This is a genomic window from Arthrobacter sp. efr-133-TYG-120, assembly GCF_030209785.1.
In the GTDB taxonomy this organism is placed as follows: Bacteria; Actinomycetota; Actinomycetes; order Actinomycetales; family Micrococcaceae; genus Arthrobacter.
Genome location: NZ_JARVRI010000036.1, coordinates 61750 through 82880 on the forward strand (window position 1 = coordinate 61750; position 21131 = coordinate 82880).

Here is a 21131-nt window from a genome sequence, read left to right on the forward strand (position 1 = left end):
TTCTCCTCCTCTACTGCAACGCCCCGATGATTGCCCCGGCGGCAGTCATGGCCACGATGTCATGGCCGGAGTCGATGAGGGTCACGGCGGACGGCCTGCCCGCGAAACCGTTGTGGATGACGTGGCCGCCGACTCGGAATACCACCGCAATCACCAGCGCAAAGAAACCGGCGTGCAAGCTTCCTTGCACGCCCAGCTTGCCGATGAGGACGGCCAACAGGATGCTCGTGAGGGCTGCGGCCACCATCAGGGGGATCCAGATTCCTGCGCCGCCGTCGATCTTCTTGAGGTCTTCCTCGGTCTTGCCAATGGCCTGCATCCACCGTCTGCCGAGGACCGCCGGCATGTACCAGACAAATCCGATGACCATGCTGGAAACGAAGGCCAGGAGTATCGCCAGCCAGTTGAGGTGCTGAAGAGAAGAGAGCCAATCCATTCTGGAATCCTAGTCGGCTTCCCTGACCGGCGAATCAGTGGAAACCTGTGCTTTGACCCGTTTCGCGGCGTCGGCCGTCTCAGCGGCATCCACGAGCCTGCCGATGAGCGGCTCTGTCCGGTAGGGGATATGGGTGTGCAGGGCAAGCACCGTTTCCGTGCGGATGACGCCCTTGGTTCTGAGGATGGAGCGGAGCGCGGTTTGCAGGTTGTGCGTGTCGGTGGCCACCACCCGGCATAAGAGATCGCCCCGCCCGGAAATTTCGTGCACCTCGAGGACCTGGGGGATGCGGCGCAGGGCTCCGATCACGCCGTCGAGTTCCCTGTGGGTCACCTCCAGCGTCACGAAGCCGACGACGTCGTACCCCACCTTTTCGAGGTCGACCTCGCGGCCGCCGTCGTTCAATACGCCCGAGCGGACAAGGCGGCGCATCCTCGATTGGGCGGTGTTGCGCGCAATCCCCAGGGACTCGCTGAGTTCACCGATCTGAACCCTGGGATCACGGATCAGCTCCAGCAGGATTTTCAGGTCCGTCGGATCGAGGGTGTTCAAATCATCACTCCGGCTCATTTGTGGTCATCTATGGACATCAATTTTGAAGATTTTGATCAATTCTTTCATGGACATCTGATCTATCTGGCAGGCTTGCGACATCCTGTTGCCATCAAATATTTTGGGCCGTCCAGTCCAGGCGCGCAAGGCCGGGTACCGCGATGGCCGCTGAGGCGAAGGCACGGAAATGACTGTCTTTAGCGAACTGCGCATGCGCCAGGCCACCGCCGGGCGCTGGGGCTGGGATGCTTCCACCACGGCGCGGCTTGTCCTGGCCGGCGCCGTCATGTTCACACTGCTGGTCGGTGCCAACTTGGCGAGCCCCCTGTATCCGCTGCTTCAGTCGGAACTGGGAATCACGTCGCTGGGTGTGACGATTGCCTTTGCAAGCTACGTCCTGGCGCTCGTGGCTGTGCTGATGCTTGCCGGCCACTGGTCCGACCATATCGGCAGGCGTGCAGCGCTGGTGCTTGCCGTCCTCGTGGGCTTGGTGGGCGGCTTGGTTTTCGCCAACGCAGACAACCTCTTGATGCTCTCAGCGGGCCGCATGCTCCAGGGTATTGCCGTGGGCCTCGCCACCGGAGCGAGCTCGGCCGCTTTGCGTGAATTGCTTCCGTCCCGGCCCGAGTGGGCTTCCCGCTTCACCTTGCTGTCATCCTCCGGAGGGGTGGCTGCCGGTCCTGCCATCGGCGGACTGCTTTCGCTTCTCCCGGGTGCAACCTCAACGCCGTTCTTCATTCACGCGGCCGTCCTGCTCCTCTTGCTCGTCCCGTTGTGGCTTCTCAAGGCGCGTCCGGCGATTCGGCCTGCGGAGGGCCCGCGTCCGTACATGGCGCTCGCCCCGCGACGGCCCTCGGTTTCCCGGGAAGCCAGGGGAGCGTTTTGGCTGGCCTCGAGCGTGGGATTCCTCAGCTTTGCCGTGTTCGGATTCTGCCTTTCGCTCGCGCCCGGCTATTTCGCCGTCGTGGTGCACGCTGATTCCCGCCCCATGACCGGGCTGCTCGCCGGCTTGACGCTCGCAGCGTCCGCGCTCAGCCAGCTGCTGACGGTCCGCGGCAGGTTCGCCGTGCCCGCTGGCCTGATGGTCCTGGGAATTTCCATTGTGCTGGTCGGCGCGGCGGCATCGCTGTCCAGTCCGATTCTGCTGGTGGCAGCGAGCCTGTCCGCCGGGGTGGGGCAGGGGATCGCCTTCCGCTTGGTGTTCAACGACGTTGCCAGCAAAGTCGAGGCGTCCCGGCATGCCCAGATCATCAGCACCGTGTACGTCATCACCTACCTTGGCAGCGCGGTGCCGGTCATCGGCTTGGGCTTGGCTGCCTCGGTGATCGGGCTAGGCGCGGCCGCCAGCTATTTCACTGTGGTGTGCGGGTTGGCAGCTACGGTGCTCGCTGCTGCATCCCTCCGCAGGGTGCTCCGCAGGGGCTGCCCGGCGGTTCTGACTGCGAACTAAGTTCGCAAAGATTGATTTGCAAAGAAACTCTTGCAAAGGTTTCTTTGCAAGAGTAGCGTTTCCGGCATGGACAAGATTCAAGAGCCGGAATTCCCCGTTCGCAAGGTCGACACGGCATCCCTCAAAGCGCTCGCGCACCCGTTGCGGGTTCAGATCCTTGAGATGCTGTCCCGGTATGGGCCACAGACCGCCTGCAGCCTGGCCGAACTCCTCGATGAATCCAGCGGCGCTACGAGCTACCACTTGCGGCAACTCGCCAAGTTCGACTTCGTCCATGAAGTCCAGGGCAAGGGGACAGCGCGGGAGCGGTGGTGGGAGCGGCCCAGGGGAGCCATTCAGATCACTTCGCCCGAGTTGGCACATTCGCCGGCAACACAGGAGGCATCGCGGCTGGTAACCCGCGAGTTCGAACGCAGCAGGCAGGCTGTCCTCGCCGACTTCATGGCACACGGCATGGACTCGTTGGACGAAGAATGGCTCGACGCGGCCATCGTCAACACAGCCAACGCCCGGATGTCAGCGGAGCAGCTTGGCCGCTACGCCCGCTCCATGGAAGCCTTCGCCCGCAATCTCCTGGAGGAAATCCGGAGCGAACCCGAGGCGGACGACGCCCGCCCCGTGCAGATCCATTTCAACGCATTCCCGATCCTGGGAGTCCCGGCGTGGGCCGGAGACAAGAAGTCCCGCGATGCGAAGTCGCACGCAGCAGGCACCGAAGGGAAAGAGTCATGAGCACAGCCACCGCATCATGCGGCACCTACCGCCGGCCCTCCATGTTGGAATCGGCAGCCGCCGGAATCGGATCCGGGCTTGTCTCGTGGGCCGAGCGCAGGCGCTCCATTCCTCCGCTCGAGCTGGCGGTGCAGCAAGCGGCGTTGAGGCGCCGGCAGGAACTCGGCGACTTGCGCCAGGACGCTATCGCGGCGGCCCACTCGGGACTCGAGCCACGCCGCTAAGCGGGTCTAATCCAAGCCGCGTCCAAGTCAGCCGTTATTCCGGCAGCGGCCCGTGGTTGCCCTGGATGTGGGCGAAGACCAAAGTGGTCTCGGTGTGGCCCACCACGGGGTCGGTGGCGAGGTTGTCCAGGACCCAGTCGCGGAGGTCGTCGGTGTTGGCGACCGCGATATGCAGCAGGTAGTCCACGGAGCCGGAGGTGTGGAACGTGGAGATCACTGCAGGGAGGGCGGGAACCCGGGCCGTAAAGCGGTCGATCTGGTCGCGGTCATGCGCGCGAAGGCGCACGGCGATCAAGGCCTGGACCGATCGGCCGATCGCCGGGAGGCTGAGGACTGCTTCGAAACCCTCGATAATGCCGCGTTCGGAGAGTGACCTCGTACGCATGAGCGCCGTCGACGGAGCAATTCCGACGAGTTCGGCCAGCTGCTTGTTGGAGATCCGGGCATCGTCGACCAAAGCCGCCAGGATGCGCTCATCGATCGCATCCAATGGCTCGCTGGTGCCGACGGGCCGAACGTTCTTCGGGGTGATGGTCACGGATCCTCCTGAAATTGCTGTCTATTCATCATAGGTGCCAGTTTCCACTCAATCCATTCATTTGCACTGTCAATCTCCGAATTATTGCCAGATACTGACCGAATTCAACGGTGAATAATTCAAGGAGAGCAGTGACAGCCATCGATACACTCGCAGTCCACGCCGGCCGGACGGGACTCACGGAGCAGGGCGTGCATGCCGTTCCCATCGACCTTTCAACCACTGCGCCTTTGCCTTCTGTCCACGACGGCGGCCTCGCCTACGAGCAGATGGCCACGGGCGGCGTGCCCCTCGACGGTCAGAGCACGGTGTACCAGCGTCTCTGGAATCCTACGGTAGCCAGGTTCGAAGACGGCGTAGCGGCGCTCGAGGGCGCTGCGCAAGCTGTCGGTTTTGCCTCGGGGATGGCTGCGTTCAGCGCCGTGCTGCTCGCCGCCCAATCAGAAGGCAAGACGCACGTGGTTGCGGTGCGGCCACTCTATGGCGGCACGGACCACGTCCTGGCCAGCGGCCTGCTGGGTAACCAGGTCACCTTCGTCAAGGCCGACGGCGTGCGGGATGCCCTTCGTCCGGACACCGGCCTGGTGGTGGTGGAAACCCCGGCCAACCCGAGCCTGGATCTTGTGGACCTGAACCGCCTGGTGGCCGACGCCGCAGACGTTCCGGTGCTCGTGGACAACACGTTCGCGACGCCGATCCTCCAGCAACCGCTCAAGCACGGCGTCGCGATGGTGCTCCACAGTGCCACGAAATTCCTGGGCGGCCACGGCGATGCCATGGGCGGCGTGGTGGCAACCAGTGCGGAGTGGGCCACGCGGCTGCGCCGGGTCCGTGCCGTGACGGGCGGCATCCTGACTCCTTGGCCCGCCTACCTGTTGCACCGCGGCCTGGCGACACTTCCCATCCGGGTGCGTGCCCAACAGGACCACGCCCACAAGATCGCGGCGGCGCTCGCGAGTCACGAACTCGTGGCCAAGGTGTACTACCCGGGGCTTCCCGAGTGCGATCCACTGCACCTGGTCGGCACGCAGATGAGTGGTCCGGGCTCGTTGATCTCCTTCGATCTCGAGTCGGCCGAGCATGCGGAGCGCATTCCGGGCGCTGTCCGCCTCATCACCCACGCGGTATCGCTGGGCGGCATCGACACGCTGATCCAACACCCCGCCGGATTGACCCACCGCCCGGTTGCCCCGGAGGCCAAGCCCCAGGCGCGCATGCTCAGGCTTTCCATCGGCTTGGAAGATCCCGCCGACATCATCGACGACCTGGTCCAGGCCCTCGAGTCCACCCGGTAGGGCCCGCTACTTTCCCCGTCCGGCCGGGTTCAAGGAGCCGACGACGGCGAGCTGCGGCGCCGGGGATCGGTGCACGACGGCGGTGATCACCGCCGTCGTGCATCCCAAGGCGATGACCGTCCAGGCGAGTGCGGTCCACCCGAAAGCCTGGAAGGCGAGTCCGCCGGCCCAGCCAATAATGCTGGACCCCAGGTAGTAGGAGAGGTTATACAACGACGCTGCTTGCGCGCGGCCGCTCGTCGCGATGGTCCCGGTCCAGCCTGCTCCGATGCTGTGCGCGGCGAAAAAGCCGCCGGTAAAGACCACCAAGCCAGCCAGAACCGCGGCGAGGTTGTCCCACAGGGTGAGTCCCAGTCCGGCCGTCATTGTCGCGATCCCGGCGAGCATGACCGTGCGGCGGCCGAATCTCATGGACAGTCCGGCTCCCCAGCGGGAGCTCACGGTTCCGGACAAGTAGGCCAGGAAAATCAGGCTGACCACGGTGGCGGGCAGTCCGAAGGGCGCGGCATGGAGGCGGAAGCCGAGGTAGTTGTAGACGGCCACGAAGCCGCCCATCAAGAGGAACGCTTGAATGTATAGGGCCAGCAGCCGCGGATTAGCGGAATGGTCCGCCAACGTCTTCATGGCGCCGCGGAAACCTCCGGCCGAGCGTGGGGTGAAGCGGCGTGGCTTCGGGACCAGCAGCAGAAAGAGGGCGGCCGACGCCGTCGCCAGGATGGAGACCGCGAAGGCGGCGGCCCGCCAACCCCACAATTCACCGATGGGTCCCGCGAGCAAGCGGCCGGCAAGACCGCCGAGGGTGGTTCCGGCGACGTAGCTGCCGGCAGCGAGCGCGGCGTGCACTTTGTTGACTTCTTCATTCAAGTACGCGATGGCGATCGCCGGGATACCGCCGAGGGCCATGCCCTCCAGCGCCCGCAAAGCGAGGACAAGCGGAAAGGTGGGGGCCAGGGGGACGAGCAGGCCCAAGACGGTGGCCGCCGCGATTCCGATGGCCATGGCACGCACGCGGCCGATCTTGTCGGCGACGAAGGACCACGGCAATACCGTTGCCGCTAGGCCCACCGTGGCCAAGGAAATCGTGAGCGCAGCCTCGGCCGCCGTGATGTGCAGCTCATTTGCCATGAGCGGCAAGACGGCCTGGGTGGAGTACAGCTGCGCGAAGGTGGCCACGCCGGCGAGGGCCAGGCCGGCGAGGATACGCCGGTAAGCGGTGGAGCCCTTCAGATGGCCTTCCCAATCGGTCTCTGCGGGGCTCTTGGCGGCTGCGTTTGTACTCACCCCTCCACAGTAGGGCGAGCATCAGTGATGACTCCAATGCATGATTCGCTTAATATTGATAGCGGACATGGATGGTTTTGAAGAGGTCGATCTGAGGGTGGACAAGCATGGACATCGAACACAAGCAACTGGTCCAACTGCTGCCGTTGCTCCCCCTGCTGGCTGAGCTTGGCCGGACGGAACATGTCACGGAGACGGCCGAGTTGCTCGGAGTACCCCAATCGACGGTGAGCCGGGCGCTGGCCCGGGCAAGCGCCGTCGTCGGGACCGAGCTCCTTGTCCGTGAAGGCCGCGGAGTCCGGATGACCCAGGCCGCCAAGACGCTGCTTCCCTATATCGAAGCGGCGCTCGCGGAATTCCAGGCGGGGCTGGATGTGGTCCGGCACGAATCCGATGTTGTCCGCGGCAGAATCGCGGTGAGCTTCCAACACACATTCGGCGAGGCCACGTTGCCGCTGCTCATGAGCGCATTCCGGAGCCGGCACCCTTTCACGGCTTTCGAGCTCAGCCAAGGAGCCCGTGCCGCCTGCCTTGAATCGCTCATCGCCGGTGACGCCGACTTCGCCTTGACGGCACCCGTGGCGGCTCCGGGCAGGAACCTCGGCTCGGCTTCTCTGTACCGCGAGCCGTTGCGACTAGTGGTCCATCACCGCCATCAGTTGGCCCGGCGGCCCAGCGTGCGGCTCGCCGAGCTCAAGCATGAGCCGTTCGTTTCCATGGGACCCGGATTCGGCCTGCGCTCGCTAACCGACGCGATCTTCCGGGACGCGGGCTTCCGCCCGAGGACCGCTTTCGAGAGCCAGGACTCGCATACCATCCGAGGACTCGTGTCGGCCGGGCTGGGCTACAGCATCCTGCCGCCGGGAGGACTCGGGCCTGGACCACAAGGTGTCCTTGATTCCACGGACCTGGGGTGGGTGGAGGTATCGCTCGACTCGGAGCTCGCATACCGGGAGATAGGGATTGCCTGGCGCGAACGGCGCAAGGAACCGGACCCCGTCAGGCTCTTCCGCGAACTCGTGCTTTCCGAAGGGCCCGGGCTGCTCGCAGGCCTCGTCAAAGCGCGATCCGGAACCCAATAGGACCACCCGTTGCCCCCGCGCTAGGCTTTTGGACGTGGAGACTGCAGAGAACAAAACCCCCCGGCCCGACGCAACGGTCATCGGGCTCGACATCGGCGGCACCAAGACCCGCGGTGTCCGGTTCGAAGACGGCAAACCGGTCCGCGACGAAAGCACCGGCAGCTCGAACGTCCAGAACGTGAGCCGCGAGACGGCGGCCAGGAATCTCGCAGAGCTCTTCGCCATGATCGGCGGCGGCGACGTGGACCGGGTCCTTGCCGGGGCAGGCGGAATCGACACCGACGCCGATGCCCGCGCCCTCGCCGAGCTGATCGAACCCCATGTTCCAGGGGCGCAGGTCACGGTGGTCCACGATTCCCGGCTGCTACTGGCGGCAGGCCGGGCCAGCACCGGAGTGGCTGTCATTGCCGGAACCGGATCCGCGGCCTGGGGCAAGAATGCCGAGGGGGAAGAAGCCCGTGCCGGGGGCTGGGGCTTTCTCCTGGGCGATGAAGGCAGCGGATACTGGCTGGGTAGGGAGGCGGTGCGCCACAGCCTCCGGCGCATGAACAAAGGGCTGGAACCGGATGGCCTCACAGCGGCCCTCCTGGAATCCTGCGGGGTGGACGATCCCAACAAACTCATCGCGCTGTTCCACTCGGAGGACACCGACCGGCGGTACTGGGCCCAGCGCGCAAGCGCCGTAATCGAGACCGCGCGGGAAGGCCTCGAGATCAGCCGCCAACTCCTGGACCAGGCAGGACGGGATCTCGCGGAACTCGCGGCGCAAGCCGTCCGGCAACTCGGCCTTCCCGGACCGGTGATTCTTGGCGGCGGGCTCGGCATGAACGTGGAGCCTTTACAGTCCGCTTTCCGGGCGGGACTGGCCGCACACGGGATCACCGATGTCCGGGTCCTGGACCAGGAACCGGTTTTCGGTGTGCTGCGGATTGTCGCAGAGCTGCCCTAGCCGGGACCGTTAGTCAGTAGCCCTGTTCCGGGACCTCGGCTTGAGCTGGACCCCTGGCATAGGCGGTGCGGGGATGCGCCCGGCTTCCGCTCCGGCGTCGGGCCCGTGGCCATGGATCCAACCGAAGCGCGCATTACGGGCGTCCTCGTCGCTCAGGAGCGCCTGGGCTTCCCAATCTTCGCGGGCCTGCGCCACTTCCTCGTGCGTCCGGCCCACGAAGTTCCACCACATCAGGATGTCCTCTTCGAAGGGTTCACCGCCCAGGAGCATGAAGCGGGTTCCCGGGGCTGCGTCGAGGCGGAGCGATTCCCGGCCCATGCCGAGGAATGCCAAGGGGCCGGGGTCGACTTCCTGGCCGTCGATCATCGCGGAACCGTCCAGGACCAGCACCGCATGCTCGAAATCGGGATTCAGAGGTAACTCGACGGCGCCCGAGGCTGAGACTTCCACGCCGACAATCGGGCTGAACATGACCGCGGGGGAGCGCTGTCCGGCGAACTCTCCCACGAGAACAGTGGCCCTGAAACCGTCCGCCACGACCACCGGCAGGTCGACGATCTGCTGGAACGACGGCGCACGGTGCCTCACGGCGTCGGGCAAAGCAACCCACAACTGCAGGCCACGGGACAGCGGCAGGAGGTCGCCGCCGTCGGGCGCGTCCGGGTCGAGTCCTGCCGGCAGGACACCGAACTCGGAATGCGAAATGCCGCGACCGGCCGTCATGATGTTCAACTGCCCGGGACGGACCAGCACGTCGCTTCCGACGCTGTCGCGGTGCCGCACCTCGCCCTGGAGGGGCCACGTGACCGTCTGAAGTCCCATGTGCGGGTGGGGAAGGACGCTCATCGCGATGCGGTCCGGGCCGAAGCTGTCCAGGAAGCACCAGGCTCCAACCGTCGGCATTCCGCGTTGGGGGAGGGTGCGCGAGACGTTCATGGCCCGGACGCCGCCGAGGGGAACCTCGCGGGCCGGCCAGAGCTGTACAAAAGGTCCTTGCCCGGGATGTCCGGCCGGGCAGACTTCCTGGGACGGGGCCGTTTCCAAGTTGGTCACAATACAACTCCATGTGCTGAACAGTGTTCCCTCCAGCTTAGGCCTAGGCTGGCTCCATGAGCATGCAGTTCGACACCCGCCCGGCCGCGTACGGAGTGGTCATCCGCGACGGAGCGATCCTTCTCGCCTATTGGAAGCAAGACGGCAAGGAAGGCTGGACCCTCCCCGGGGGAGGCCTGGATTTGGGGGAGCATCCAGTCGACGGTTGCCGCCGCGAGATCCAGGAGGAAACCGGATACGACGCCGACATCGGAGCGATGCTCGGCATCGACGTCGGCCACTGGCCGGGTGAGGAGCGGCTGGACGGATCAGGCCGTGATTTCCAGGCAATCCGGCTGGTCTACGAGGCAAGCATCACGGGCGGCGAATTGACCCACGAGATTGACGGCAGCACTACCCACGCCGCCTGGGTGCCACTGGGCAAGGTTCCCGGACTGAACCGGGTGTCACTGGTGGACATCGGCCTCCGCCTGCTCAGTGAGCGTCCCCTCAACGGAAAACTGCAGACGCCCTGAGCATTGCCGATTCATTACGGTCTTCGCGCCTGCACTGACATCGTCGGTGGTGCTGGTTAGGCTGTAGAACATCAGTTCGCTGTTGATTGAGTTCCATCGTTGATATTTGCGGCCCAAAAAGTTAGGTAAGCCCCGGAATGGCTGAAGCCATGATTGAGTTCCAGAGCGTCACCAAGCAGTATCAGGGCGGACAACCCGCTGTTGATGGATTGAGCATGTCCATCGACAAGGGTGCCATCACCGTGTTCGTCGGACCCTCGGGCTGCGGAAAGACCACGTCCCTGCGGATGATCAACCGCATGGTAGAGCCCACCTCGGGCACCATCACCGTGGCCGGCAAGGATGTCTCGAACGAACCTGCCGCCCAGTTGCGCCGCTCCATGGGTTACGTCATGCAGTCCTCAGGACTCATGCCGCACCGCTCGGTGCTGGACAACATTGCCACCGTTCCGCGGCTCAACGGCGTTTCCAGGGCGGCAGCACGCAAACGCGCGGAAGAACTGCTCGACGTCGTCGGGCTGGCTTCCGTGCTCGGCAAGCGGTACCCGTCCCAATTGTCCGGCGGCCAGCAGCAGCGCGTCGGCGTGGCGCGAGCGCTCGCAGCGGACCCGCCCGTGCTGCTCATGGACGAGCCCTTCAGCGCGGTGGACCCGGTGGTCCGCGACGAACTCCAGCAGGAACTCCTCCGGCTCCAGCGCGAACTGGCCAAGACGATTGTTTTCGTCACCCACGACATCGATGAGGCCACCGTGCTCGGCGACAAAGTGGCCGTTTTCGCCGTCGGGGGCAAACTGGCGCAATACGCGGCACCCGAAGAGATCCTCCGGGCACCCGCCAATGACTTCGTGGCCTCGTTCGTTGGCCGTGACAGGGGATTCCGGCACCTTTCCTTCAACGGCGCCGATGCTGTTCCGGTGCATCCGGTCAAGACCGTGGAAGCCCCGCACGTTGCCGCGGGCAGCACCGAATGGGCGCTGGTGCTCGACGGCGACTCCCGGCCTATGGGATGGGCTTCACCACGCGACGGCGCCGGGCTGATTCCCGGTGGGTCCTTGTTCCGGCGCGGAGACACGCTCCGCAGGGCGCTGGATGCCGCGTTGTCCTCGCCTTCCGGCCTTGGCGTGGTGGTGGACGACGACGGGCGGCTCGAGGGCGTCCTCAAAGCCGATGAAGTGCTGGCGTTCATCGAACAGACCCGGCACAACCGGGAGGACGCCCCCTGATGGAATGGTTCCTGGCGAACAGCGGCATGGTCTTCGAACGGGCTGGCGAGCACCTTGTCCTGGCTTTGATTCCCATGGTTCTGGGTCTGCTCATTGCGGTGCCCTTGGGGCAACTGGCCCGCCGGAACCGTACCCTCAGGACCGTGGTCACTACAGCAAGTTCCCTGCTGTACACCATTCCCTCATTGGCGCTTTTCATCATCCTGCCGCCGATCCTCGGAACCCGGATCCTGGATCCACTCAACGTGGTGGTTGCCCTCACCATGTACGCCGTTGCCCTGCTCGTGCGGGCTGCCATGGACGCCTTCGACTCCGTGGACGACGACCTCCGCATGGCGGCAGTGTCCATGGGATTCAAGCCGACCGCACGGTTCCTCCAGATCGACCTTCCGCTTTCCTTGCCTGTGCTTTTTGCGGGCCTGCGCGTGGTGTCCGTCAGCAATATCTCCCTCGTCAGCGTCGCCGCGCTTCTAGGCGTCGGGAACCTGGGAATGCTGTTCACCGACGGGCTGCAGCGGGCGTTCGTCACTGAGGTGGTGATCGGCATCATCGCGATTCTCCTGCTTGCCCTCGTCATGGACACGTTCCTGGTCCTGCTCGAGAAGCTGCTGACCCCCTGGACGCGGGCGAGCGCCGCAACCACCAGACAGGATGGTAAAGCCGACAGTAAAGCGGCGCAGTTCATCGCGGATGCCGAGATCCACGGGGAGGCCGCCCGATGAGCAACATCTTCGTTGACACCCTCGCTTGGCTCACGGATCCGGTCCACTGGTCAGGAAGCGGCGGAATCGCCACAAGGCTCTTGGAACACCTGCAGTACTCCGGGCTGGTCCTCGTAATTGCCGCGGCGATCGCCGTGCCGGTGGGCCTCTTCATCGGCCACACGGGACACGGACGCGTGGTCGCCGTCGCGTTCGCCGGGGCCTTGCGGGCACTTCCGACCCTCGGCCTGCTTGTCCTCTTTGCCCTGTTGGCTGGAAGCGGACTCATGCCCCCGGTTTGGGCCCTCGTCATCTTGACAGTGCCACCGCTCTTGGCCGGGACCTACGCCGGGATTTCCAGCGTGGATCCAACGGTGGTTGACGGGGCCCGGGCCATGGGCATGACGGAACTGCAGATCTTGTTCCGGGTAGAGCTGCCCAACGGACTCCAGGTCATGTTCGGCGGCATCCGCACGGCGGTCCTTCAGGTCATCGCGACGGTTTCCGTGGTGGCATACCTTCCGCTGGGCGGCCTGGGGCGTTATCTTTTTGACGGATTGGTCCTTCAGGACTTCCCCCGCATGCTCGGCGGGTCACTGCTCATCGCGGCGTTGGCAATCGCCGTCGACCTCGTTCTGGCCGTGGCGCAGAGGATCCTCCTCCCGCCCGGACTTTCCATCGATTCCAGCGGCGGCCACAAGGCCGCCGGAGATCTCGCAGCCGCCGCACCGGCGGGGGCTGCCGTTCAAGGAGGTACCGCATGAAGCAACCCGTCACCCTGACCCGCCGCGGGCTCGGCGGCCTGGCGGCCGGAGTCGGCATTGCCCTTGCACTCAGCGCATGTGGCGGCAGCCCGCTGTCCAGCCCGTCCACCAACGCCCCCTCCGGGGCCGGCGGCTCGCTCACGGTGGGCTCGGCAGATTTCCCCGAGAGCCAGGTCATCGCCGAAATCTACGCCGGAGCACTGAACGCCGCCGGCGTTACCGCTACGACGAAGCCCAATATCGGATCCCGCGAGATCTACTTCAAGGCCGTACAGGACGGTTCGATCGATCTCGCCCCTGACTACTCCGGAAACCTGTTGTCCTACCTGGACACGAACGCCACGCAGGTATCGGCCGATGATGTCTACAAGGCGCTGCCCGGGAAGCTTCCGCAGGGCCTGGGAGTGCTCGATCCCGCCAAGGCTGAGGACAAGGACGCCATGGTTGTCACGAAGGCCACGGCGGAGAAGTACCAGCTCAAGTCCATCGAGGACCTCGCCAAGGTCTGTGGGGACCTCACGATGGCAGCACCGGCAACCTTTGAGACCCGCGCCTACGGGTTCCCTGGCCTCAAAGCCAACTACAACTGCGTGCTCAAGGGCCTGAAGCCGTTCAGCGACGGCGGCGGGAACCTCACGCTGCAGGCCCTGCTGACCAATGATGTCCAGGTTGCCGACATCTACACCACCACGCCGTCCATCCAGGACAACGCGCTGGTGGTCCTGGATGATCCCAAGAACAACTTCAAGGCCCAGCAGGTCCTCCCGCTGTACAACATGGCCAAGATGACGGACAAGGCGAAGGCAGCCCTCAACAACGTTTCGAAGATCCTCACCACGGACGACCTCATCAACCTGAACCGCGCGGTCAGTGGCAACCAAAAGCAGAATCCAAAGGACGCTGCAGCCGCTTGGCTCAAGGACAAAGGGATCGTGAAGTAGCTTTCCCAAGCAGTGCCCGGCGGCGGAGGCCCCGGCTAAGGACGACGGCGGCGAGGAACCCTGGTGTGGGCCTCGCCGCCGTCGTTCCCAATGTGAGTGATGTCTCAACGGAAGTACATCCCCGGTGTGGCATATTTGATGAATGGCAGAATTCAAGCAGTCCACCAAGCTTCATAATGTCCTTTACGACATCCGTGGACCGATTCTTCAGGCCGCCCAGCAGATGGAGGCAGAGGGTCACCGCATCCTCAAACTGAATATCGGAAACCCGGCACCGTTCGGATTTGAAGCGCCGGACGCGATCTTGGTGGACATGATCCGCCATCTGCCGCATGCCCAGGGATACAGCGATTCGCGCGGAATTTTCTCGGCCCGTACCGCCGTCTCGCAGTACTACCAGACCCGCGGCATCCAAAACATCCACGTTGACGACATCTACCTTGGCAACGGCGTCAGCGAGCTCATCACCATGTCCCTCATGGCCTTGCTGGAGGTGGGGGATGAGATCCTCATTCCCACTCCCGACTACCCGCTCTGGACCGCCTCGGTGGCACTTGCCGGCGGCCGTCCGGTCCACTATCTGTGCGACGAGGAATCGGGCTGGCAGCCGGACCTCGAGGACATGGAATCGAAGATCACGCCTCAAACCAAGGGCATCGTGGTCATCAACCCCAACAACCCCACGGGTGCCGTGTACCCGGAGGAAACCCTCAAGAAGATCGTGGCCCTCGCTGAAAAGCATGGACTCGTTGTGTTCGCCGACGAGATCTACGAGAAGATCCTCTACGAAGACGCTGTCCACGTGAATCTTGCCGGACTCACCGGCGACGATGTCCTCTGCCTGACGTTCAGCGGATTGTCCAAGGCCTACCGGGTATGTGGCTACCGCGCCGGCTGGATGGCTATCTCCGGCCCCAAGAAAGACGCCGCAGACTACCTCGAGGGCATCAACCTGCTGGCCAACATGCGCCTTTGCGCCAACGTGCCGGCCCAGCATGCCATCCAGACCGCCCTCGGTGGCCACCAAAGCATCAACGATCTCATCTTGCCCGGCGGCAGGCTCCTCGAACAGCGGAACAAGGCCTACGATCTGCTCAACGCCATCCCCGGTGTCAGCACACAACAGGCCAGGGGTGCCCTCTATCTGTTCCCGAAGTTGGACCCCGAGGTCTATCACATCCGCGACGACGAGAAATTCGTCCTCGACCTGCTCAAAGAACAAAAAATCCTCGTCTCACACGGACGCGCCTTCAACTGGGTGCGGCCTGACCACTTCCGCATGGTGACCTTGCCGAACGTCAAGGACATTGAAGAAGCGATTGGACGCATGGCGGACTTCCTCGGGCGGTACCAAGGCAACTAGCCTGTTGTGCAAGCCGCGACGAATGCGGCCGGACCAGAGGGGACATCGACATGGCCGGGACCAAGGAGTTCACCAAGCAGGTATCCACGATCTTGAAGGCCGGCCCTGGATTCTCGCTGGATGCAGCAGACCCCGAATCGACGCCCGGCTACAAGGGAAAGAAGTCTGACGGCGTCGCCTTGCTGGCAGCGCAGGACGGTCGTTTGGACGTCCTGCAGGAGATGCTCTTTGCCGAGGGAAAATTCGGCAGCTCCAAACGAGTGCTGTTGATCCTGCAAGCCATGGACACGGCGGGCAAAGGCGGGATTGTTGAGCACGTCGTCGGATCGATGGATCCCCAGGGTGTCAAGGTTGCTCCGTTCAAGGCTCCGACTGATGAGGAGAAGGCCCACGATTTCCTGTGGCGGATCGAGAGGGCCCTGCCGGCGGCGGGATTCGTCGGGGTTTTTGACCGATCCCACTACGAGGACGTGCTGATCCACCGGGTGCACGGTTGGGCCAATGAAGATGAACTGGAACGACGCTATGCGGCCATCAACGAGTTCGAGGCAGGCTTGGCCGAACAGGGCACGGCGATCGTCAAGGTCATGCTCAACATCAGCCGCGATGAACAAAAAACGCGACTGCTGGCGCGATTGGATGACCCGTCCAAGCACTGGAAGTACAGCACAGGCGATCTCAAGGAACGCGCGTTTTGGGATTCCTATATGGAGGCGTATCAGCTGGTCTTTGAGAAGACCTCAACGGAGGTAGCGCCCTGGTATGTGGTTCCGGCGAACAAGAAATGGTTCGCGAGGATCGCCGTCCAGGAGCTTCTGCTTGAGGCCCTCGGGAAGCTGGACCTGAGCTGGCCGAAAGCCGACTTTGACGTGTCGGCGGAACGGGCGATGGCCGTCCAATCCTAAGAGGCCGTCGCTTCATCCTCGCCGTTGTTCCGGGCCGCGGCCAACCTTCTGCGGGCACCCTCCAGCCACTCTTCGCAGCGCTTCGCCAAAGCCTCGCCGCGTTCCCAGAGAGCGAGTGATTCCTCAAGGCTTGCTCCGCCGGCTTCGAGGCGGCCAACGATGGCCATGAGCTGCTCGCGGGCTTCCTCGTAGCTGAGGGCGTCCAGGTCCTCAGCGGAAGCCTTGGCCGCAGGGGATGTGTTTTCTGCTGTCATTTCTTAGTCCTCATTTTGCTTGTGCTGGCTGGGTTGTCCGGCAGGTGCCAGGGTTCCGGAAGATACAGCGGCAAGGCGGCCTTCCGCCAAACGGAGCGTCAGCTCCGTGCCGTCAGGGGCCTGGTCCGGGTTCCGGACGACGTCGTGTCCCACTCCGTCCGCTCCCGCAAGCTGGACGACGGCGTACCCGCGGTCCAAGGTTTTTTGGGGGGACAATGCCCTTACCTGGGCGCGAAGGTGGTGCACCTGGTCAAGTGCGCGGATAACCGCGGAGCTCACCGCAGTGTGGGCGTGCTTCCGGAGCCGTTCGACGTCGTCCTCCCGCGCCGTGACCATTCCTTCGGGGGACGCCAGCACAGGGCGTGATCTCAGCGCGTGGAGTCGATCCGTTTCGCGGTCCACGAGGCGTCCCACGCCGCGGCGTAGCTGCTCGCGGGCCTGGCGTACCCTCGCCAATTCCTCGGCGACGTCAGGGACGATCCTCTTTGCGGCGTCGGTGGGCGTGGATGCGCGAAGGTCGGCGACGTCGTCCAGGATGGGATGGTCGGCTTCATGGCCAATTGCGCTGACCACCGGAGTGGCCGCCGCGGATACTGCCCGGACGAGCTCTTCGTTGCTGAACGGAAGCAGATCTTCCAGGGCTCCGCCACCACGGGCGATCACGATCACGTCCACGTGCGGATCGGCGTCGAGCTCCTTGAGCGCAGCCAGGATCTGGCCGACTGCCGTGACACCCTGGACTGCGACTTCCCGGACGGCGAATTCGACGGCGGGCCAGCGAAGCGCCGCGTTGCGCAGGACGTCTTTCTTGGCGTCGGAATCGCGGCCGGTGATGAGCCCGATCCGGTGGGGGAGCAAGGGCAGCCGTTTTTTCCTCGAGTCTGAAAAAAGCCCTTCAGCGCCAAGGGCCTGGCGCAAGCGCTCGATTCTGGCGAGGAGATCGCCTAGGCCGACGGGACGGATGTCCTTGATCGACATGTTGAGCCGGCCGGTCTTGAGCCAGAATTCAGGTTTCACCAAGGCCACGACGCGTGAGCCACGCTCCAGCGGCATCTTCTGGCGGTCCAGGACATTGGACCACAACGATGCGGGCAAGGAGATCTCTGCGTCGGTATCACGCAGCGTCACGAAGGCGCTGCCGCCGCGACGGTTGAGCTCGATGACCTGGCCTTCGATCCAAGCGGCCGGAGCCCGTTCTATGTGGGTCTTGAGCTTGCGGGACAGCAACTGCAGCGGCCAAGGATTGTCGGGACTGGTCTCCGACGCCGTCGCCGGAAGGGTTGACTCTGCCTTCGTGGGTTCTCCTTGGCGGGACTCTTCGTCCTCTGATCCAGGGTTCGGGAATCCCGAAATCGGCAACGCGCGTGGCGCCCCGCCGGGTACGGCGTCATAGGACACGCGGGTAGCCTCCTGTTGGTGGCTGGTGCATGGTTCTGTCCTCGCTGGTACTTTGCTAGGGGTGCCGGAAGTATTCCTGCTATAAGAGCTACTGAAATTTTGCTACCGAAAAGCAGGCGGCAGGCTTCCAACTCTATCCATACCTTGTAGCATGCATGGCCGACATTTACCCGTCGTCGCCCCGCCTGGAACTGCTGCACTCCAAACTTGAGGAATCCATTGCGCTCGTTCGTCTCTGCAATCGCAGTGATCTTTGCCCTTCTGCTCACAGCAATCGCCGTCCCGATGGCATGGACGGACACCAACATCGTCCGGGAAGACGGGTTTGTGGCGCTTACCTCTTCGATCGGGAAGGATCAAGCGTTCCAAGCGCGCCTGGCGGCTACTGCCGTCGCAAGCCTGGAATCCAAGGTCAACCTGCCGGCGCCGGTGGAACAACTTGGCGCTTCCTTCCTCAAGGACGCGGCCACCGCGATGACCACGTGGCCCGAATATCCGCAAGCGTGGAATGAAACCGTACGCCGGAGCCACCAACTGACTTTCGCAGGCAGTGCCCGCCCCGGGAACTCGACCGCGGGAACGTCCTTGGTGCTCGACGTCGGCCCCTTGGTGAAGCTTGCCGCTGACCGGCTGCACGCGGCAACGGGCCTCCCCATTGCGACGCCGGACTCCACGCTGATCAACATCGGCGGCCCCGCCCAGCGCCAGCAGGTAGATGCCATCGCCGCATATGCGCCGATGTGGTGGATTCCCGGCCTCGGCGCCGTCCTGCTGTTTGCCCTGGGCCTGCTTGCCGCGAGGCGCAGGGGTGTGGTTCTCCTCTTTGCCGGACTGGGCTTGGCCGCAGTCGCGGCGCTGTGGCAAGTGGCCACGACGGTGCTGAAGGGCGCAGGCGATGCGGGCCTGGGCGGAACCGCTACGGGTGGCCTCTTCGCGCGTGAGCTGCTGGCAGCGGCGGTCGACAATTTCGCCGGCTGGATCACCATCGCCTGGATTGCCGCTGGAGTGCTCGCGCTTCTTGGCCTGCTCGGCGTGATCTTCTCACGCAAAGCCAGGCCGAGCGTGCGGGTGAACGCTGCCGGTAGCATGGAGGGATGACCAGCTCAGCAGTTTCCATTCCGATGCCCTCTGTCCCGCGTAGGCGTCGGACGCCGGAAGAGGTGCTGGCCGCCGCTCCGGTCGCCGGCCCCAAGCGCGTCTTGCTCGCGGCCCCCCGCGGATATTGCGCAGGCGTCGACCGTGCGGTCATCGCGGTGGAGAAGGCACTGGAACACTATGGGCCGCCGGTTTACGTGCGCAAGCAGATCGTGCATAACGTCCACGTGGTCACCTCGCTGGAGGAGAAGGGTGCCATCTTCGTTGAAGAGACGGACGAGGTACCCGAAGGCGCCCTCGTGATCTTCTCGGCCCATGGCGTGTCCCCGGCGGTCGTGCAATCGGCCGAAGACCGCGGTCTTCGGACCATCGATGCCACCTGCCCGCTTGTCACGAAGGTGCACCGCGAAGCCGTCCGCTTCGCCAAGGAAGACTACGACATTCTCCTGATCGGCCACGACGGCCACGAGGAAGTGGAAGGAACGGCGGGCGAAGCCCCGGACCACATCCAGATCATCAATGGTCCGCATGAGGTGGACAAGGTCACTGTGCGCAATCCGGAGAAGACCATCTGGCTTTCGCAGACCACGCTGAGCGTCGACGAGACCATGGAGACCGTCCGGATGCTCAAGGAGCGGTTCCCCACGTTGCAGGATCCGCCCAGCGACGACATTTGCTATGCCACTACCAACCGCCAAGTGGCCATCAAGAAGATTGCCCCGCAGGCCGACCTCGTGATTGTGGTGGGATCTGCGAATTCTTCCAACTCCGTGCGGCTCGTCGAAGTGGCGCTTGAATATGGCGCCAAGGCCTCTTACCGGGTCGATTTCGCGAACGAAGTCGACGAGAGCTGGTTCGAAGGCGTCGCCACAGTGGGCGTGACGTCCGGCGCCTCCGTTCCGGAGGTCCTGGTCCAGGACGTTCTCCGATTGCTGGCCGACTACGGTTACGGTGCGGTTGAAGAGGTGGTGACGGCGGAGGAAGACCTGCTGTTCTCCCTGCCGAAGGAACTGCGCGCCACCCTCAAAGAGGCCGGGGACGTCACTCGCGCCTTGGGTGGGCGCGGGAACCGACCGACTTCGTAGTCTGGGTCCTGGGTCCTGGGTCCTGGGTCCTGGGTCCGGGCCCGGACGACTACCAGACAGTCCTAGGCCGCGGATTCGTCTTCGATCAGTTCGGGTGCGGCAAGGGTCCGCGGCACGGCTTCCACGGCCGACGGCGACACCAGCCCGTCGGCGTCCATGGAGTTGAGCTTCCGTGCGGTGGGCAAGACGCGTGCTTCAAGCGTTCCGACCAGCGCGTTGTAGCGATCCACCGAGGTCTTCAGCGACGAACCCAGCTTGCCTACGTTGTCGCCGAGCGTCCCCATGCGTTCGTAGAGCTGCCGGGCGAGCTCGAAGAGCTCCCGGGCATTGTCCGTCAGGACGTCCTGGCGCCAGGTGAAGGCGACGGACTTTAGAACTGCCAACAAGGTGCCGGGGGACGCGAGCACCACGTTTCTGGACAAGGCGTGATCCAAGAGCGCCGGATCCGCTTCGAGGGCGGCGGCCAGGATGGACTCCGCGGGCAGGAAGCAGATCACCAGCTCTGGCGAGTTGCCGGGGATGTCCCAGTACTTCTTGGACCCCAGGGCATCCACGTGGGACTTGAGGGCCTTCGCATGTGCGAGCAGCAGGGCATCCGCGCCGTTGCCCACAGATTGGAGGCCGTTGACCCGCTGGGTGGAATTGCCCTGTTCCTGGGCAGCGAGGTAGGACGCCAACGGAACCTTGGCGTCCACCACCAACTGCTTTCCACCCGGCAACTGGACCACAAGATCCGGCCGGACGGCGTTGTCGGCGGACGCGGAATGCACTTGCTCGTGGAAATCGACGTGACGCAGCATGCCGGCGGCCTCCACCACCCGGCGCAGCTGGACTTCACCCCACTGCCCCCTGGCACTGTTCGACCGAAGGGCGGAGGCCAGTGCGTGCGTGGAGCGCAGGAGTTGTTCATCGGACAGCCGGGCTTCCTGGAGCTGTTGGGCAAGCTGGCCGTACTGCTCCAAGCGATCACGCTCCAGAAGCGAGACCTGTTGCTGGACGGCCGTCAGCTTCTCGGCAACGGGGGCGAGCGCGCGCAACACACTGCCATCCTGGTTCCTGGACTCGTTCAGTTCACGGTTCTGCGACAGCAGAAGCCGCCGTTCGGCGTCGGCGGCGGCAAACTGGGCGTTCACCGCGGCAAGCCGGGCGGAGACGCCGTCGAAATCTTCCTCAAGCGCGGCAGTGCGGCGCCTGAACAGCAGGAAACCAGCCACCACCCCGGCGGCCGCTCCCAGAAGAAGCATGAACAAAGCGAGTATTACTGCAAAACCATCCATGTCTCCAACCTTGGCATA

General features: G+C 64.3%; 23 protein-coding genes. 15 read left to right on the top strand and 8 right to left on the bottom strand.

Translation table 11 applies throughout. The features are described from left to right. Positions 1-10: 10 nt before the first annotated feature. A complete protein-coding gene (locus QRN51_RS19020) occupies positions 11-436 on the bottom strand; it encodes a DUF1761 domain-containing protein (protein WP_284991374.1) in 426 nt (141 codons plus the stop codon). Between the two features lie 9 nt (positions 437-445). After that, positions 446-1006, bottom strand: a complete 561-nt coding sequence (locus tag QRN51_RS19025) for an Lrp/AsnC family transcriptional regulator (RefSeq protein WP_059387451.1) — start codon at positions 1004-1006, stop codon at positions 446-448. Between the two features lie 169 nt (positions 1007-1175). On the opposite strand from QRN51_RS19025, the gene QRN51_RS19030 reads away from it, so the two are divergent. The 3 genes from QRN51_RS19030 (at position 1176) to QRN51_RS19040 (ending at position 3394) form a co-directional block, all read left to right on the top strand. After that, the gene (locus tag QRN51_RS19030; protein WP_284991376.1) at positions 1176-2438 is read left to right on the top strand and encodes an MFS transporter; all 1263 of its coding nucleotides are present in this window, start codon (positions 1176-1178) and stop codon (positions 2436-2438) included. 66 nt (positions 2439-2504) lie between these two features. After that, entirely contained in the window at positions 2505-3170 is a 666-nt protein-coding gene (locus QRN51_RS19035; RefSeq protein WP_284991377.1) for an ArsR/SmtB family transcription factor, read from the top strand. Further along, positions 3167-3394 carry a hypothetical protein gene (locus QRN51_RS19040; protein ID WP_059387453.1) on the top strand — a complete coding sequence of 76 codons (228 nt, stop codon included), beginning with the start codon at positions 3167-3169 and terminating at the stop codon, positions 3392-3394. The genes QRN51_RS19035 and QRN51_RS19040 overlap by 4 nt, the downstream gene beginning before the upstream one ends. Before the next feature lie 34 nt (positions 3395-3428). Here the strand turns inward: QRN51_RS19040 and QRN51_RS19045 are convergent, their stop codons facing one another. Then, on the bottom strand, positions 3429-3932 hold the full coding sequence (locus tag QRN51_RS19045) for an Lrp/AsnC family transcriptional regulator (protein ID WP_059387454.1): 504 nt from the start codon (positions 3930-3932) through the stop codon (positions 3429-3431). Positions 3933-4063: 131 nt separating this feature from the next. Here QRN51_RS19045 and QRN51_RS19050 point away from each other — a divergent pair, with 131 nt between their 5' ends. Next, positions 4064-5227 (top strand): trans-sulfuration enzyme family protein, encoded by a 1164-nt coding sequence (locus QRN51_RS19050; protein WP_284991379.1) that lies wholly within the window; start codon positions 4064-4066, stop codon positions 5225-5227. 6 nt (positions 5228-5233) lie between these two features. On the opposite strand, the gene QRN51_RS19055 is transcribed toward QRN51_RS19050, so the two are convergent. After that, positions 5234-6508 carry an MFS transporter gene (locus tag QRN51_RS19055; protein ID WP_284991380.1) on the bottom strand — a complete coding sequence of 425 codons (1275 nt, stop codon included), beginning with the start codon at positions 6506-6508 and terminating at the stop codon, positions 5234-5236. A 107-nt stretch (positions 6509-6615) separates the two neighbouring features. On the opposite strand from QRN51_RS19055, the gene QRN51_RS19060 reads away from it, so the two are divergent. Further along, positions 6616-7590 (top strand): LysR substrate-binding domain-containing protein, encoded by a 975-nt coding sequence (locus tag QRN51_RS19060; RefSeq protein ID WP_284991382.1) that lies wholly within the window; start codon positions 6616-6618, stop codon positions 7588-7590. Positions 7591-7624: 34 nt separating this feature from the next. Next, positions 7625-8539, top strand: coding sequence for an N-acetylglucosamine kinase (locus QRN51_RS19065; RefSeq protein ID WP_284991384.1), 915 nt, complete (start codon positions 7625-7627; stop codon positions 8537-8539). A 9-nt stretch (positions 8540-8548) separates the two neighbouring features. Here QRN51_RS19065 and QRN51_RS19070 read toward each other — a convergent pair whose 3' ends face one another. After that, on the bottom strand, positions 8549-9592 hold the full coding sequence (locus QRN51_RS19070; RefSeq protein ID WP_284991386.1) for a pirin family protein: 1044 nt from the start codon (positions 9590-9592) through the stop codon (positions 8549-8551). 56 nt (positions 9593-9648) lie between these two features. Here QRN51_RS19070 and QRN51_RS19075 point away from each other — a divergent pair, with 56 nt between their 5' ends. The 7 genes from QRN51_RS19075 to QRN51_RS19105 all read left to right on the top strand — a co-directional run bounded on the left by QRN51_RS19075 (position 9649) and on the right by QRN51_RS19105 (position 16004). Next, positions 9649-10107, top strand: a complete 459-nt coding sequence (locus tag QRN51_RS19075; RefSeq protein ID WP_059387458.1) for an NUDIX hydrolase — start codon at positions 9649-9651, stop codon at positions 10105-10107. Between the two features lie 137 nt (positions 10108-10244). Next, positions 10245-11330, top strand: a complete 1086-nt coding sequence (locus QRN51_RS19080; protein ID WP_284991388.1) for an ABC transporter ATP-binding protein — start codon at positions 10245-10247, stop codon at positions 11328-11330. Continuing rightward, the gene (locus tag QRN51_RS19085) at positions 11330-12052 is read left to right on the top strand and encodes an ABC transporter permease (RefSeq protein WP_284991389.1); all 723 of its coding nucleotides are present in this window, start codon (positions 11330-11332) and stop codon (positions 12050-12052) included. The genes QRN51_RS19080 and QRN51_RS19085 overlap by 1 nt, the downstream gene beginning before the upstream one ends. After that, positions 12049-12795 (top strand): ABC transporter permease, encoded by a 747-nt coding sequence (locus QRN51_RS19090; protein ID WP_284991390.1) that lies wholly within the window; start codon positions 12049-12051, stop codon positions 12793-12795. Before QRN51_RS19085 ends, QRN51_RS19090 begins: the two co-directional genes overlap by 4 nt. Next, on the top strand, positions 12792-13736 hold the full coding sequence (locus QRN51_RS19095) for an ABC transporter substrate-binding protein (RefSeq protein WP_284991392.1): 945 nt from the start codon (positions 12792-12794) through the stop codon (positions 13734-13736). The genes QRN51_RS19090 and QRN51_RS19095 overlap by 4 nt, the downstream gene beginning before the upstream one ends. Before the next feature lie 142 nt (positions 13737-13878). Further along, positions 13879-15099, top strand: coding sequence for a pyridoxal phosphate-dependent aminotransferase (locus tag QRN51_RS19100; protein ID WP_059387460.1), 1221 nt, complete (start codon positions 13879-13881; stop codon positions 15097-15099). Positions 15100-15149: 50 nt separating this feature from the next. Then, positions 15150-16004 carry a polyphosphate kinase 2 family protein gene (locus QRN51_RS19105; RefSeq protein WP_059387461.1) on the top strand — a complete coding sequence of 285 codons (855 nt, stop codon included), beginning with the start codon at positions 15150-15152 and terminating at the stop codon, positions 16002-16004. On the opposite strand, the gene QRN51_RS19110 is transcribed toward QRN51_RS19105, so the two are convergent. Together QRN51_RS19110 and xseA are read right to left on the bottom strand one after the other, a co-directional pair. Next, positions 16001-16258, bottom strand: a complete 258-nt coding sequence (locus QRN51_RS19110; protein ID WP_059387462.1) for an exodeoxyribonuclease VII small subunit — start codon at positions 16256-16258, stop codon at positions 16001-16003. The genes QRN51_RS19105 and QRN51_RS19110 overlap by 4 nt on opposite strands. A 3-nt stretch (positions 16259-16261) precedes the next feature. After that, positions 16262-17617 carry an exodeoxyribonuclease VII large subunit gene (gene xseA / locus QRN51_RS19115; protein ID WP_502870884.1) on the bottom strand — a complete coding sequence of 452 codons (1356 nt, stop codon included), beginning with the start codon at positions 17615-17617 and terminating at the stop codon, positions 16262-16264. A 246-nt stretch (positions 17618-17863) separates the two neighbouring features. Here xseA and QRN51_RS19120 point away from each other — a divergent pair, with 246 nt between their 5' ends. Beyond that, on the top strand, positions 17864-18754 hold the full coding sequence (locus QRN51_RS19120) for a hypothetical protein (protein WP_284991396.1): 891 nt from the start codon (positions 17864-17866) through the stop codon (positions 18752-18754). After that, positions 18751-19836, top strand: a complete 1086-nt coding sequence (locus QRN51_RS19125) for a 4-hydroxy-3-methylbut-2-enyl diphosphate reductase (RefSeq protein ID WP_284991398.1) — start codon at positions 18751-18753, stop codon at positions 19834-19836. The genes QRN51_RS19120 and QRN51_RS19125 overlap by 4 nt, the downstream gene beginning before the upstream one ends. A 62-nt stretch (positions 19837-19898) precedes the next feature. Here QRN51_RS19125 and QRN51_RS19130 read toward each other — a convergent pair whose 3' ends face one another. After that, complete coding sequence (locus QRN51_RS19130) at positions 19899-21113, bottom strand: DNA recombination protein RmuC (protein WP_284991399.1); 1215 nt, start codon at positions 21111-21113, stop codon at positions 19899-19901. Positions 21114-21131: the final 18 nt, after the last annotated feature.